The sequence below is a fragment of the Sphingomonas bacterium genome (assembly GCF_903643035.1).
GTDB lineage: Bacteria > Pseudomonadota > Alphaproteobacteria > Sphingomonadales > Sphingomonadaceae > Sphingomonas.
On sequence record NZ_CAHJWW010000049.1, the window covers coordinates 1 to 13,825 of the forward strand.

A 13,825-nucleotide genomic window follows, 5' to 3' on the forward strand; every position below is an offset into this window, starting at 1 on the left:
CGCCCTGCGCCGCCGCACCCCCTCGCGATTCTCATCCTGATTGTCGCTGCGCTCGCATCCTGATTGTCGCGCTGCAGCTCAAAAGCGTATGCTAAGCTGTTATGTGCTGGGGACTGCCAGGCAGCTTTCAGGTGGCCGCGATTGGAAGCAACTACTGCCAGAAAGTCGCGAACCGCTCGACTGCGTCCCTTGACCGAGCCGCCAGCGCAGGAGGCGCACGAACGGCTCCGGGTCATCGAGCCGGAAGGCAATGTTGCTGAACGAGCGCTTTCGCTTGAGCGGGGACCGGCGGCGTAACGGCTCCTTTGCCATCACCAGGATATTGGGCCGGGCTAGGAGAGCCGCGTTGAAAGTGGCCGGACAGTGCCATGTGAAGGATGGAGAGTTCTGCCGCAGCGAGCCGAACGAGCGCAGGCGGAAGTATTTGGGTGGCAGCAGTCACCCAACGATCCTTGACCGCCAGCCCCACAGTCAGATACGACAAGCGCGGCTACAGGCGTCGCAGCCGTATCGAGATAATGTTCGGTCGCTTTAAGGATTGGCGGCGCGTCGCCACCCGCTACGACCGCTGTCCGACCGTATTCCTCTCCGCCATCGCCCTTGCTGCCATCGTCATCTTCTGGCTGCGATCAACGAGTCCTGACCCTAGGATGCGAACAAAGGACTCTAAGCTTTTGGGTCTCAAATCGTTCTGCCGTACAGGTTCGTGTCTCGATCACTTTCGCCATTTTGGTCGCTATGGTCATGCGGCAGCTGAACGAAGCTAGACGGCGTCTTCCTGCCTTAGCCATCGATGCGCTTCGGCGATCCGGTTGCGCTCGGCGTCGCTGCGCAACACCGGCACTTCGGTCGAGACCGGATAGCCCATCTTGGTCATGAAATAGCCGATCGCGCGATAGGCGGGCGGAAAGCTCTCGTAGAGGTCGTTCTCGACTTCGATATGGTCGCCGGGCTTGAGCGCGTAAAGGTGATCGCGATCATAGATCGTCTCGCGCGACAACAAGCCCCACAAGCCTTCGCGCTTCTCCCAACGATCGAGATGGCGAGCCATCGTCGACGACGCACAGGCAACCCCCGACAACTCGCCGCCAAGCGTGATCTGCATCTTGTTCTGCGAGATCGCCCTGTCGCCTTGAAGCCAGATTGCCACAGCACCCAATTCGTGAGTTACTGAAAGGCCCTTTGCCCAGCCGGCCTTGCTGGCGGCGATGAACTCGTCGGCGGTGCCCGCACGCCATCCGGCGACCATCTGCCCGTTCAGGTGCCAGATCTGCCGCAGTTCGTCCCACAGGCCATTGTCGCGAAACACGATCCAGCGCCGGATCAGCCTCTCAATGGCGAGTTCGTCGATGCTGGGCGGGGTGCCTTCAATCCTGCTTGTCACATCATCTCCGATACCATCGTCGTTCCACATACGGCCGACGGATACGTATCGCACTCCCTGCATTGTTCCAAAAGACTTCCAGTCAGAATGAACAAATGGCGGTCATTGGTGAATCGAGAACGACCCAGATATCTGATCCTTGGTCATGACGGTTGGCGGATGGCCGAGTGGCGGTATCCGTAGCGGGCGTACACGACGATGCCGATGCCGATATAAGGCAGCAGCCCGTCGCGGGTCATAGCACCGATCGGCAGGCCCTCGCCTGATCGGCCGACCGGCAGGCTGATGCTCGGCTCGCCGGTGATGTTCCGGACCGGCGCGAAGCTCGCATGGCCAAGGAATACCCGCGTACAGCTCGTCGAACACGCGCGTCGGGGGCGATGGTGGTCCACGTGTCGGAGACCCGCTGCGGCGTGAACGCCGTCCGCCGATCAGGCCGCTACGATCATCCATGGCTCGCCCAGCTTGTCGAGGGACCGGCCGGGATTGCCCCAATCCCGGCTGGCCTAGCCATGGTGAGGCTTCAGGTCAGAACATCGGTTCAAGTATCACCGACAGTCGACGCTGAAGGTCCTTCTTGTCGATGTCACCACCGCGTGCCTCGCCGTCATGGACGACCGACTTCATCAGCGAGTTCGTAGCCTCCGAGCGGAGCACGACGACGACATGCGTATCGTCCGCCAGGGCGAACGGAAACTCGTGCCACACGCCGATGTTCATGCAGAAGCCACCCGAGCCGTTGAAAAGCAGCGCCTTTGCGCTTGCCGGATCGGGCAGGTCGTCATCGGTCGAGGGCGCGAGCACCATGACGAACGGACGCCCGCCCATCGGGATGAACGTCTGGGTATGCTTGAAGTGGCGCTCCATCCACTGGACCTCAGGCTTGCGGCGATTGACGCGCGCGACGTTCAGCTCCGTTTCGTGATCCGACACGAACTTCGACGGCTTGTAGACCTCGACGCTGCCTTCGTAGAAGGCAACGGGCAGCGCCTCGCCCTTCTCGGCCGGGACCGCAAGCAGGGAGCCGAACGGCGCGACCGTTTCTGGCGTGGCGAGCTGGAGCGGGAGGCGGATCGTTTGCATTGGCTGTTCTCCTGTGACCGGCGGTGCCGGCGGGTCTCGGTTTGCAGGAACGGCGCCCGGCGTCCGTCCGACGCGGGCGGGGGGCACGTCCATCAGTCGTGCCCCGCGAGCAGGACGTTCGTCGTCCGCTTCGTCGACGCCACCAGAAAGGTGAGTAGCGCCAGGACAACCATGAGGCTGGCCACCAGAGCGAAGACAGGCGCGAAGGACCCGGTCCGGTCCCGAACGTAACCGGCGACGACCGGGCCAAGCGCGCCTCCCATCGTCTCGGTCAACGCCAGGAAGGACAATATCAGGCCGAGCGACGGTCCGTTGAACAGCATCGTCGGCCTGACCTGAAGCATCGTGCTGTTCGCACCCCAGCCAAGGCCGAACAACGCGACGGCCGGCAGGGCGAAGTTCGCCGGCGCCGCCGCCAGCATCATCGCGCCGGCCCCCATCACGATCACGGCCACCATATGGATGAGCCATGCCGGCAGACGATAGGTCGCCGCGCCGGCAAGGACCTGGGCGGCCACCGCAGCTCCGAACAAGGCGAGGAGCAGGAGCGGTCCCAGGGTCGCGCGCGAGACGCCGGGGCTCACCGCATAGAGGCTCAGGTTCGTCGCGAGCACCATCACGCAAAACACCGTGCCGGACGCGGTGATAGCCAGCGTCGTGAAGTCCGGGGAACGCAGGATCGGCAGGAAGCTGCTCGCGCCGACGCCCCGAGCGGCGGATGCGGGAGCGGCGGGCCTCGGAGGCTCGCGGACGATCGCCAGCACCAACGGGATCAGCACGCATCCCGCCACCGCGCCCGACAGGATCGCCGTCCGCCACGGCCAATGGTCCAGCAGGATGCTGTTCAGTCCCGGAACCACCGCGTTCCCCGCGCTGGAACCCGCGATCAATATGCCCAGCGCCATGCCGCGATGGGGTCCGGTGGAACCCGACACCAGAAACACGCAAGCCAGCACGCCGCTCGTCGCCTGACAGATCCCGAGCAGGATGTGCAACGCGTAGACCTGCCACAACGAGTGCACTCTCGTGTAGGCCGCAAACGCGAACACCATCGTCAGAAGTCCGCCGACCAGGATCGGTCGGACAGGCAGCCTGTCGATCATGTAGCCGACGATCGGCATGGCGATCCCGAGCGTTGCGACGGTGATGGTGTCGCGGAGCCTGAGCGCCGTGTTGCTCAGGCCAAGGTCGAGCAACATGCGGCTGTCGAACACCGTCAAGCCGCTCAGGATGAAACCATTGGTCGCGAACAGGATGCAACAGGCCACGGCCACGATCGAGCAGACGCGCACTCTGCTCTCGCCAAGGCTTTCGCCAAGGCTTTCGTCAGCCTGCGTGATGGACGCCGCGAAACTCATGCAGGAGTCCGGGTCGGCGGGCAGGGCATTGGCGATCCCATCTCGACCTTCCTCAACGGCATGGATACGTCGCTGTCATCGGCATCGGCATCGGCAGCTCAGTAGCGAGCAGTCTCGGGCGGGCCGGCCGCGTCCAGGTGCGCGAGTTCCGCGGGAAGGTCGGGCCGGTACGGAGCCTCGAAGGCGAACGGCCGGGTGCGGTCGTGGAATATCGTCGTTTGCGGCCCATGCCTGAAGCGGGTCAGCGCGAGCCCGCCCGCGCGGGAGCCGAAAGGACCATGGAACGTGTCCTGCGGTCGCCAGAAGTACGCGCCGGGCGTCATCTGTCCCTGAGGACCGGTGATATCGCCCGCCAGCATGAACACCTCCTCGGCGCAGCCGTGCGTTTCTGTCGCGAGCAGGGCGCCGGACGGCGCTATCTGAGGCGCCACGGACACCAGCCATGTGCGGTGCAATCCCGTGTCGGCATCAATGAACAAGACCTTGCGCCCGATGCCCATGAACTCCAGCGGCTCGGGAACGCCGCTCCTGTCCCACGGCATCCGCGGCGTGTCGATCGCGACCAGCTGCCGCTCATCCAGCGGCGACGCGCCGTTCTGCAACACCAACGCGACGGCGCCGGTATCGGTCGACCAGCGATGCTCCACTCCGGCCGGAACGCGCCAGTAGCCGTCCCGCGACAGCCGCGTGCCACCGATGTCGAGCTCGCCGTCAAGAAGGTACACTTCCTCCTGAAGATCCGATGCGACGGACCGCGACCATCCCGCCGGCATCTTCAGGACCGCCGACGTCTCATCCAATGCGTCGTCATGGCTGAGAAGCTTGCACTCGAGACCGCCGCGCCCGGCGAGCGAAGCGCACGCCTGCCATCCAAGCGATTGAGAGAAGATGAACTCGATGTGCGGCCGACCCATCCCAGCATTCCAGTCAACTTGCATCCGGCTTTGGATATCTTCACGTGTGTATACAAGAAGAGCGAGCCGCGCGAGTCTCAAATCGAGAGAGGCGGCTTGGGCGCGCGACCGCCGGCGAGCCGCCGTCGGCGGGCGTTCGCGGCGATCGGTTCCGCGTCTCGAAAGCGCGACCCGAGCCCGGTCGCTCGGCACGACGAAGAACAGGCCCTGGTCGCAGGTCCGCCGAACTCCAGGGACAGTGTCCAGGTGGATCGCCGAAACAGCATCGGTTGGCGAGCCTGAACCGCGAGAAAGAAGTCCAAGGCTTGATGCAACGACTATGGGTGGGTGCGACCAAATAGCATGGTCGGCGACAAGTCGTGGATACCGTCGGCAACCGGTTGGCGGCACGTGGCCGGACGTTGCCGGTACGAGTTCCACGACGACGACCAGCTGTTCCGAAGGCGGAGGGCAGATCGCCCGCGCGACCCCTCTCAATCCATTTGACAGCCTCGGCGAATGTAGCCAGTCTGTATACAAACGCTTCTTCGGGAATACTACAACACAGAGGGCCAGCATGGGGCGAGCGGACGCGAAGCGGTTTGGGATCCTGCGGGGGCGACTTGCCATGGGGACCATGGTCCTTGCACTGACCCAGGCCTCTGCGGCGCTGGCGTCGGATCCGCCCCAGCAAGCATCGCCGGGACCCGGGCCGGGATCCGGCGGCACGACGGAAAGCGACGCTGCGCCGAACAACGGCGACATCACCGTGACCGCGCGCAGGCGGACCGAAACGCTTCAGTCCGTTCCGGTCACGATGTCGGCGCTGGGCCAGGAGCAGTTCGAGCGCCTGGCAATCAGGGACACGACCGACCTGAACGGGCTGTCGCCCAACGTCCAGGTCGCGCGCACGGGCGCGGGCACGGGCGCCGTGCAGGTTTTCATCCGCGGCATCGGCCAGGACGCGCTCGCCTTCAACGTCGAGAATCCGGTCGGACAATATCTCGACGACGTCTATCTGGGCCGCGTTCAGGGCGCGCTGCTGGACGTGCTGGACCTGGATCGCATCGAGATCCTGCGCGGGCCTCAAGGAACCTTGTACGGCCGCAACTCGACCGTTGGAGCGGTCAAGTACGTCACGCGCCAGCCGGATCTCGACGAAGCCCATTTTCGGGGCGCCTTTACTTATGGCAATTTCCGTCGTGTCGACGCGACGGTGAGCGCATCCATCCCTCTGATAACGGACGCGCTCGCGATAAAGATCGATGCGGGGGTCAGGAACCGTGAAGGTTATCTTGATGTCGTTGACGGCAACGGAAACAAGACCGGCTTTCATGACAACAGGATCCAGCGAAAGAGCGTACGCATCGCCCTGAGATACCAGCCGACAAGCCAGTTGACCGTCGACCTTTCGGCCGACTATTCGAAGGACACCGGTGGATCATCGTCGGGTACACCTCTGGCGGGCTGTTCCGGTGATGCTCCGTCGTCTTGCACCAACCTGTTCGGTTCACCCTACAAGGTGGGTGAAAATGGCGCGGACGACGGGTATCTGTCATCTTATGGTGTTGCGGGGCGCGTGTCCTACGACACAGGTTCGGTGACGTTGAAGTCCATTTCCTCCTTCAGGGGTTTGCACGACTTCGACTCCGTAGACCTTGGCAGTCTCCCGAACGTCAGTGGACTGTTGCTGCCGGACTACAAGAGACAGCATCAGGTCTCGCAGGAACTGCAGGCGTCAACCAACGGCATGGGTCCGCTCAACCTGACAGGCGGCCTCTTCTACTTCAACGAGAACATCCGGCACGACGCCAACTTCCTCAACATCGACCGCGTCAGGGATCATCAGATCTCCAACAGCTACGCAGGGTACGTCGATGCGACGTACAAGATCACGAAACAATGGAGCATCGAGGCGGGTGGCCGCTACAGCCGTGACAGGAAGCAGATCGATCGCACGATCCTGAACGGCGGCACCGGTGACCAGGTCATCTACACCGGTAGCGGAAAGGTCCGTTTTCAGAAACTAACCTACAAGGTAGGTACAGACTATCAGGTGACGCCGAATATTCTTGTCTATGTCAACTATGGCACGGGCTACCGGCCGGGAGGCTATGTCTTCACTTATCCTCTGCAAGATCAGATCGATACGGGCACCGTTCTCAACACGACCCGAAACGAGACCGCAAAGAACTTAGAAACGGGAATCAAGACGGAACTTTTTAACCGTCGCCTAAGGTTTAATCTGGCGGGATTCATAACGCGTTATATCGGCCTGCAGGCCGCAGACGGCAATCGCCCGTTCCCGATCGTCTCCAAGGACCTTCACATCAGCGGCGTGGAGGCCGACCTCGAGGCCCATCCGGTTCAGGCCGTCACGATCTACGCCAACGGCGGCTATCTCCATTCCCGCGTTGTCTCCGGCCCGACCGCCGGGACGACCCAACGCTATGTCCCGAAAGTCCAGTTCACCGCCGGCGGCGAGTACCGCCTGCCGCTGACCGACGAGAGCCACATCTTCGTGGGTGGCAACGTTTTCCACACCACGACCTTCCGGACCGACGACTCTTTCATCCCCAGCGTCATCCAGCCGGGCTATACGTTGCTCAATGGCGAATTGGGCGTCGAGACCGGCAATGGCAGGTGTCGGATCAGCATCGATGGCAAGAACCTCACGGACAAGGCCTATTTCCTGTCCACCGTGCCCGGCCTCGTACGTTTCTTCGCGCCACCGCGAACCGTATCGGCAACACTGGCCGTCAGGATCTGACGACCGCAAGCAGAACGACCATAGTGACAAGGGTCGTCCTTCAGGCGCCGCGACATGGTAGTCGTTTTTGAACACTGGTGCGCTGAGGGACCAAGGCCCCGATCCTGCCGGAGCAACGCGTAGTCAGCGATGCGCAAACGGAGTTCCTGATCCGCGCCGGCTGGATCGGCCATGCTTCCTTCGTCGAACCGGGAGCGGTGCCGCAAGCATCGCATCACTCCCGGTCGACGGATCGGTCAGCCGAACAGCTGCTCGGCTATGGCGGTGTGCCCCTCGTCAGCCTGTTTGGCATCGTCCGCGGACTGCTTCATGTCGCTGGCGACGGCGTCCATCCCCAACTTCTTGGTGTAGCTGGCCATCGTTCCGAATGCGGCGATCCAATAGTGGAACGCCAGCTGTCCGCTGGCCACGATGCCCAAATCGCGCGACGTTTCGTCCGACGCCTGGCTTCGGATGCGGCGGCTCACCTCGTAATGAGCTTCCAGAATCGGATTGTCCCGTTCCCCATCGCCGCCGACCTGCTGAAGCGCACGCTCGATGCGCTCGGCCCACTGCTTGGATACGCCGTTACCCTGTTCCAGCGCCGCCTTCAGCGCCGGATGGGTCGCGTCCTTGCTGATTTCGTGCGTCGCCTTGGCGGCCACGTCGCTCCCGGCCTTCATGGCGGCCAGCCCCTGCGAGACCAGCTGCTTTAGATTGTCGTCCGGCATGTTCGTTCTCCTGCGCGCGCCAGCCTTCTCGACCGGCGTCGTCGGGTGGTCGTACATGGCGCGGCCAACGAGTTCTTAACCTGTGCCGAGATGCTCGGACGAGACGAGACGTGCCGGGTCATCGGGCGATGTCCCGGACGGGAAGGCGGCGGATATCGGGCGATGTCCCGGACGGGAAGGCGGCGGATATCGAGCGATGTCCCGGACGGGAAGGCGGCGGATATCGAGCGATGTCCCGGACGGGAAGGCGGCGGATATCGGGCTCCCGGTCCCGTGCTGTCACTTGGCTGCCATAAATCGGCACCATGGCGAGCCATGACCAATCCGACCCGCCGTTCGACGATCTCCGGCCTGGCCGTCGGGCTGGGCCTCGCCGCCGCCCCTGCGATCATCCGCGCGCAGCTTCCGCTGACCGCCGATCCGTTCCGCCTCGGCGTCGCGGCGGGCGATCCGGCGTCGGATGGCTTCGTGATCTGGACGAGGCTGGCGCCCGATCCGCTGGCGGAGAACGGCGGCATGGCGATGGGCACGCCGGTCGCGGTCGACTGGCAGGTCGCATCCGACGAGCGGTTCGCCACGCTCGTCGCCAGGGGAAGCACGCTCGCGCGGCCGGAACTGGCGCACGCCGTCCACGTCGAAGTGGCGGGGCTGTCGCCTGACCGACCCTATTGGTACCGTTTCCTGGCGGGCCGCGACGCCTCGCCCGTCGGCCGGGCGCGGACGCTGCCGGTGGCGACGGCGGCGCTCGAACGGCTGCGGTTCGGGGTGGTCGGCTGCCAGAACTACGAGGATGGCTGGTTCAGCGCCTATGCCCATGTCGCGCGCGAGGACCTTGCCTTCGTCTTCCATTACGGCGACTATATCTATGAGGGCGGTGCGCGGTCCGTCGAGCCCGCCACCGGCCACGATCCCCACCAGCGTCCCGCCGTGCGGCCGCACCTCGGGCAGAAGCTCTTCAGCCTCGACGACTATCGACGCCGCTATGCGCAGTACAAGCTGGACCCCGATCTCCAGGCCGCGCACGCCGCCGCCGCCTGGTTCCCGGTGTTCGACGACCATGAGGTGGAGAACAACTGGACCGGACTGGTCGACCAGGAAGGCGATCCGCCCGAGGTGTTCGCGCTGCGTCGCGCGCAGGCGTTCCAGGCCTATTACGAGCACATGCCGTTCCGCCGCTCGTCGTTCCCCGGTCCCGGCACGATGCAGATCTATCGCCGCGCGAAGATCGGAACGCTGCTCGACCTCCACCTGCTCGACACGCGCCAGTTCCGCACCGACCAACCGTGCGGCGACGGCTTCAAGCCGTATTGCGCGGGCTGGGACGATCCCGCCGCCCAGACGATGGGGACGGCGCAGGAGGCATGGCTGGCGGCGTCGCTGCGCGAGCGGCGCGCGCGCTGGAACGCGATCGCGCAGCAGGTCATGATGATGCCGCTCGACCGGCGCACGCACGGCGAGCCGGCGCCGATCCGCAACATGGACAGCTGGGGCGGCTACGACGCGCCGCGCGAGCGGATGCTCGGCCGCCTTGCGGGGCTCGGCAACGCGGTGGTGCTGACCGGCGACGAGCACCAGAACTTCGCCGGCGAGCTGCGCACCCGCGGCGGTCGGGGAGAAGCGGTCGCGGTGGAGTTCGTCGGCACGTCCATCTCGTCGGGCGGCGATGGCGCGGACGTACGCGCGGGCAACGACCGCATCATGGCCGAGAATCCGTGCCTGAAGTTCACCAACGACCGGCGCGGCTATCTGACGTGCGAGGTGACGCCGGACGCGTGGACGACGCGCTTCCGCGTGCTCGACCGGGTGACGACGCCCGGCGCGGTGGTGGCCACCGCCGCGACGATCACCGTTCCGCACGGTCGGCCGGAACTCGCGATCGGCTGAGCGCGACCGGTGCCGTCCGGTCGCGGCAGGCGCGCCCGCACGGTGCGTCATTGCCGCCGGCGTCATCGCCTGCCATCGCGGCCCTTCGCGCCACCTATCCAGGTCGGAGACAGCCCATGACCCGATCGACCGCCCTCGTCACCGGCGCAAACAAGGGCATCGGCCTTGAGATCGCGCGCCAGCTCGGCGGCAGGGACTTCGCCGTCTGGCTGGGATGCCGCGATCGGGACCGTGGCGAGGCGGCCGCAGCCACCTTGCGCGAAGAGGGGATCGACGCGAACTGCCTGACGCTGGACGTCACCGACGCCCACAGCATTGCCGCCGCCGCCGAGCAATTGGGGGATCGGATCGGCGCGCTCGACGCGCTCGTCAACAACGCGGGCATGAGTTTCGGACGTCGGCTGCCCCCCAGTCAGGAGGCGGTCGACGAGATGCGCGCCATCTTCGACGTGAACGTGTTCGGCGTGGTCCGGGTCACGCAGTCGTTTCTCCCGTTGCTGCGCAAGTCGGCGGCGGCGCGGATCGTGATGATCAGCAGCGGGCTGGGCTCGATCGCCTCGACGCTAGACATGACCAGCGAGAACTGGAACATAGCGTCCGTCGGCTACAGCGCGTCGAAGACCGCCCTCAACATGGTCACTGCGAAGTTCGCCAAGGAACTGGCGGCGGAGGGGATGAAGGTCAACGCCGCCGACCCCGGCCTGACCGCGACCGACCTCAACGGCCACATGGGCAGCCGCACTCCAAGGGACTCGGCCGCCATCGCCGTCCGGCTCGCCACGCTTGACATGTTCGGTCCGACCGGCGGCTTCTTTCTCAACGAAAACGCCGATACACGTCCGCCCAGGCATCCGTGGTGAGGCGAGCGGCCGGTGGCTCCGGTCCGGCGCCAAGGAGGCGGACTGACAATCCTCGTCCTGAGACGAAGGACATGGGCGCCGAGGGTTCAGCCGGCGTTCGTCGCTTCTAGGCCATGTCCCTTCTCGCCCCGGCGATCATCTTCCTCGCGATCGTTCGCACGGCCTCATCGTCCTTGGTGTCGTCATGGGCCGGGTCGCCGAGGTGATCGAGGCTTTCCTCCAGACGATCGAGCAAGCCCGGCTGCGATGCCTCCACATATTCGATCAGCCTGAACAACAGGTGTTCGACCGCGATCTCGCGGCGGCGCGCCTGGACGGCAGTCTGGTCGGTCATGAAGAGTCTCCGGTGACAAGGGCCCTCAACGCGCGAGCGGGACGATGGCGGCACCAGCCGATGCGGATTGTGCAGGACGGCGATCCGGTCGCATCCGGGTTGCGATCGGCATGGCCGGTGGCATGAACGCCGGGTGACCCGGCGCATTCCCCGACTCGCCCGCGCCCATGCGCCACCCGGCAGCGTCGTCGTGCGCGTCGAGCGCATGTCGCCGGCGTTCGTGAAATACCATCTCGACGACGGGCGTGCCCTGCATCGTTTCACGCGGCCCGAGCCTGCCGCTTCGCCTCACGACCATCCCTGGTCCTTCCGGACGGAAATCCTGGCGGGCGGCTATGTCGAGGAATTCTTCACGATCCGTTCCGACGGAAGCTGGAGCAGCATGGTCGCGGAGCGGGCGCAGGGTTCGGCATATGAGGTCATGGCGACCCACATCCACCGCATCATAGCCCTGCCGGCGGGGGAGTGCTGGACGCTTGTTCGCGCCGGTCCGAACGAGCGCACGACCCGCTTCTGGCGCTTTGGCCAGACGGTGGAGCACCGCGCCTGGAACGCCAGGAAATGGGTCCTGCATCGCCCGGCACCGATCGCCCGTTAGAGGGCGGGCTGGTCCGCCCCGGCGGGTCGCTCGCATCAGGCGGTCGACCTCGTCCGGAACGGTCAGAGCCAGGGCCAGGGCCAGGATCGGCGCCGGTCAGGCCGGTCCCGCCGGACATCGCCGCCGGCCGCTCGCATCGCGGACCAGGTCGGCGAGCAGCCGCTGGCCCTCGTCCCAGCTTCCCAGACCCGATGCGGCGTTGAGGTGCCCTGCGGCGCCCGCGTCGTGGAAGCGCGCCGCCCAGCCCGCCGCCATCTCCTGCGATCGTGCAAAGGTTGCATAGGGATCGTCGCGGCTCGCGACCAGGACGGTCGGGAACGGCATGGGACGGCGGTGAACGGGCGCAAAGCGTCGCAGCCGCGGGTCCGCATCGTCCCGCTCGACATCGGGCGGCGCGACCAGCAGCGCCGCCACCACGCGCGTCTGCCGCGCACCGGCGGCGCTCGCCCACTCGGCGACGGCGATGCATCCCAGGCTGTGGGCGATCAGGATCGGTGCGTCGGCGAGCTCGCGAACCGAGCGGTCGATCGCGCCGAGCCAGCGGTCGGGCGCCGGATCGTTCCAGTCGCCAAGCTCCGCCCGGCGGCAGTCGGCCCGCTCGCGCTCCCAGCGGGTCTGCCAATGCTCCGGTCCGGAGGAGCCGAGGCCGGGGATCATCAGGCAAATCACGGGCGTCGCGTCTCCTCGACCCGTGATTACTCCTTGTCGGATCGGCGGGCGGACGCGCTTTTCTCGTCGGTCGGATACTTTAAGTTGCCTGGCCCGCGTCGACCGGGCTGCCTCACCAGTTCAGGCCGGCGCGCACGTAGAGATAGCGGCCGTTGAACCCGAACGGAGAGTAATAGGGGAAGCCGACCACGCCCGTCGGGTTCTGCGCGGCCGTGCCCGGCGTCCGGTCCGGATAGACGTCGAAGAGGTTGGAGACGCCCAGGCCGATCGTCGCCCCCTTGGGCGCGGTGTAACGGAACTCCAGGTCGGTGATCGCGTGGCTGCCCGTCAGTATGTCCCCCGAGCGGTCGGGCAGCGTGCCCGGCTCGTTGACGTTGCCATAATAGGTGACGCGCGCCGTCGCGCCGAGCCGGTCGAGCGACCAGTCGACGCTGCCCGTCACCTTCTCGCCCGGCGTACCCTGTTCCAGCGTCAGGATGCGGCTGCGCGCGAACAGCACGGGCGCGGGGTTGAGCGCCGAGGTGCTGGTGGGCACGCGCGTCACCTCCGCATGGTTGAGGTTGCCGGCCACCGTGAGGTCGAAGACGCCCGCGCCGCCGGTATGCGCGCGATAATGCGCCACCGCGTCGATGCCCTTGGTGGTGGAGGCGAGACCGTTGATGAAGAAGCGCGCGGCGGTCGCGCCCGTCCCCGTGGTCGCGAGCAGGGTGGCGACGGCGCCGCCGGACAGGTTCTCCGACAGGCCGATCTGGTCGCGCAGCTTGATGACATAGCCGTCGATCGTCAGGTCGATTCCCCCAGCGCGGATCACCGTTCCGGCGGAGAAATTGACGGACCGCTCCGGCTGGAGCGGCAGGCCGCCCAGCACCCTTGCGACCGGGCTGGTCGACGGGAAGGTGCCGGTGAGCACGGACGCGCCGTTCTGGATGACGGAGGCGATGGAGGTGAAATACTGCTGCTGGAGCGCGGGCGCGCGGAACCCGGTCGAAACGGCGCCGCGCAGCGCGAACCAGCGGGTGAAGTCGTAGCGGATCGACCCCTTGCCGGTGCCCGTGGAGCCGAAGTCCGAATAGGTCTCGCCGCGGCCCGCAAGGCCGACTTGCAGCTTGTCCGTCACCTGCGCCTCGACATCGAGGTAGATCGAGCCGTTGCCGCGGCTGCGGTCGACGACGTTGAGCGGCGAGAAGCCGCCAAACCCCTGCGCGCCGGGCGCGGGCTGCGCCACCGGCAGCGGGGCCACGCCCGTCACCGTGCCGGCGGGCGGCGTGGCGTAGGAGGCAAG

At 65.9% G+C, this 13,825-nt stretch carries 13 protein-coding genes and 1 pseudogene; 5 read left to right on the forward strand and 9 right to left on the reverse strand.

Features of this window, described 5'->3' with window-relative positions; all coding sequences use genetic code 11:
• Window positions 1-470: 470 nt before the first annotated feature.
• Window positions 471-626, forward strand: a pseudogene (locus HUV01_RS04950) (transposase); the annotation flags it as partial.
• A 137-nt stretch (window positions 627-763) separates the two neighbouring features.
• Here the strand turns inward: HUV01_RS04950 and HUV01_RS04955 are convergent.
• From HUV01_RS04955 to HUV01_RS04975, 5 genes are all read right to left on the reverse strand, one after another.
• On the reverse strand, window positions 764-1,384 hold the full coding sequence (locus HUV01_RS04955; protein ID WP_174297201.1) for a nuclear transport factor 2 family protein: 621 nt from the start codon (window positions 1,382-1,384) through the stop codon (window positions 764-766).
• 143 nt (window positions 1,385-1,527) lie between these two features.
• The gene (locus HUV01_RS04960) at window positions 1,528-1,776 is read right to left on the reverse strand and encodes a hypothetical protein (RefSeq protein ID WP_174297202.1); all 249 of its coding nucleotides are present in this window, start codon (window positions 1,774-1,776) and stop codon (window positions 1,528-1,530) included.
• Between the two features lie 136 nt (window positions 1,777-1,912).
• Window positions 1,913-2,467: an ureidoglycolate lyase gene (locus HUV01_RS04965; protein ID WP_174297203.1), complete on the reverse strand. Its 555-nt coding sequence runs from the start codon at window positions 2,465-2,467 to the stop codon at window positions 1,913-1,915.
• Window positions 2,468-2,559: 92 nt separating this feature from the next.
• Window positions 2,560-3,825 (reverse strand): MFS transporter, encoded by a 1,266-nt coding sequence (locus HUV01_RS04970; RefSeq protein ID WP_174297204.1) that lies wholly within the window; start codon window positions 3,823-3,825, stop codon window positions 2,560-2,562.
• Window positions 3,826-3,923: 98 nt separating this feature from the next.
• Window positions 3,924-4,820: a cupin domain-containing protein gene (locus HUV01_RS04975; protein WP_174297205.1), complete on the reverse strand. Its 897-nt coding sequence runs from the start codon at window positions 4,818-4,820 to the stop codon at window positions 3,924-3,926.
• A gap of 535 nt (window positions 4,821-5,355) precedes the next feature.
• Here HUV01_RS04975 and HUV01_RS04980 point away from each other — a divergent pair.
• The gene (locus HUV01_RS04980) at window positions 5,356-7,488 is read left to right on the forward strand and encodes a TonB-dependent receptor (protein ID WP_217430913.1); all 2,133 of its coding nucleotides are present in this window, start codon (window positions 5,356-5,358) and stop codon (window positions 7,486-7,488) included.
• A gap of 236 nt (window positions 7,489-7,724) precedes the next feature.
• On the opposite strand, the gene HUV01_RS04985 is transcribed toward HUV01_RS04980, so the two are convergent.
• On the reverse strand, window positions 7,725-8,198 hold the full coding sequence (locus HUV01_RS04985) for a DUF892 family protein (RefSeq protein WP_174297207.1): 474 nt from the start codon (window positions 8,196-8,198) through the stop codon (window positions 7,725-7,727).
• Window positions 8,199-8,513: 315 nt separating this feature from the next.
• Here HUV01_RS04985 and HUV01_RS04990 point away from each other — a divergent pair, with 315 nt between their 5' ends.
• Together HUV01_RS04990 and HUV01_RS04995 are read left to right on the forward strand one after the other, a co-directional pair.
• On the forward strand, window positions 8,514-10,082 hold the full coding sequence (locus tag HUV01_RS04990) for an alkaline phosphatase D family protein (protein WP_174297208.1): 1,569 nt from the start codon (window positions 8,514-8,516) through the stop codon (window positions 10,080-10,082).
• Window positions 10,083-10,198: 116 nt separating this feature from the next.
• Window positions 10,199-10,942, forward strand: a complete 744-nt coding sequence (locus HUV01_RS04995; RefSeq protein ID WP_174297209.1) for an SDR family oxidoreductase — start codon at window positions 10,199-10,201, stop codon at window positions 10,940-10,942.
• 106 nt (window positions 10,943-11,048) lie between these two features.
• Here HUV01_RS04995 and HUV01_RS05000 read toward each other — a convergent pair whose 3' ends face one another.
• Entirely contained in the window at window positions 11,049-11,276 is a 228-nt protein-coding gene (locus HUV01_RS05000; protein WP_174297210.1) for a hypothetical protein, read from the reverse strand.
• Window positions 11,277-11,409: 133 nt separating this feature from the next.
• Between HUV01_RS05000 and HUV01_RS05005 the strand changes: the two genes are divergently transcribed.
• On the forward strand, window positions 11,410-11,874 hold the full coding sequence (locus HUV01_RS05005; RefSeq protein WP_174297211.1) for a hypothetical protein: 465 nt from the start codon (window positions 11,410-11,412) through the stop codon (window positions 11,872-11,874).
• A gap of 96 nt (window positions 11,875-11,970) precedes the next feature.
• On the opposite strand, the gene HUV01_RS05010 is transcribed toward HUV01_RS05005, so the two are convergent.
• Together HUV01_RS05010 and HUV01_RS05015 are read right to left on the reverse strand one after the other, a co-directional pair.
• Window positions 11,971-12,531 (reverse strand): RBBP9/YdeN family alpha/beta hydrolase, encoded by a 561-nt coding sequence (locus HUV01_RS05010; protein ID WP_174297212.1) that lies wholly within the window; start codon window positions 12,529-12,531, stop codon window positions 11,971-11,973.
• Window positions 12,532-12,655: 124 nt separating this feature from the next.
• Window positions 12,656-13,825 (reverse strand): TonB-dependent receptor domain-containing protein (locus HUV01_RS05015; protein WP_174297213.1); only part of this gene is annotated, 1,170 nt, incomplete at its 5' end.

Bases quoted from the DNA above. Each gene is read 5' to 3' on its own strand.
- HUV01_RS05000 (WP_174297210.1), bottom strand. From the start codon at position 11,276: ATGACCGACCAGACTGCCGTCCAGGCGCGCCGCCGCGAGATCGCGGTC.
- HUV01_RS04985 (WP_174297207.1), bottom strand. From the start codon at position 8,198: ATGCCGGACGACAATCTAAAGCAGCTGGTCTCGCAGGGGCTGGCCGCC.
- HUV01_RS05010 (WP_174297212.1), bottom strand. From the start codon at position 12,531: ATGATCCCCGGCCTCGGCTCCTCCGGACCGGAGCATTGGCAGACCCGC.
- HUV01_RS04980 (WP_217430913.1), top strand. From the start codon at position 5,356: ATGGTCCTTGCACTGACCCAGGCCTCTGCGGCGCTGGCGTCGGATCCG.
- HUV01_RS04990 (WP_174297208.1), top strand. From the start codon at position 8,514: ATGACCAATCCGACCCGCCGTTCGACGATCTCCGGCCTGGCCGTCGGG.
- HUV01_RS04995 (WP_174297209.1), top strand. From the start codon at position 10,199: ATGACCCGATCGACCGCCCTCGTCACCGGCGCAAACAAGGGCATCGGC.
- HUV01_RS04965 (WP_174297203.1), bottom strand. From the start codon at position 2,467: ATGCAAACGATCCGCCTCCCGCTCCAGCTCGCCACGCCAGAAACGGTC.
- HUV01_RS04970 (WP_174297204.1), bottom strand. From the start codon at position 3,825: ATGAGTTTCGCGGCGTCCATCACGCAGGCTGACGAAAGCCTTGGCGAA.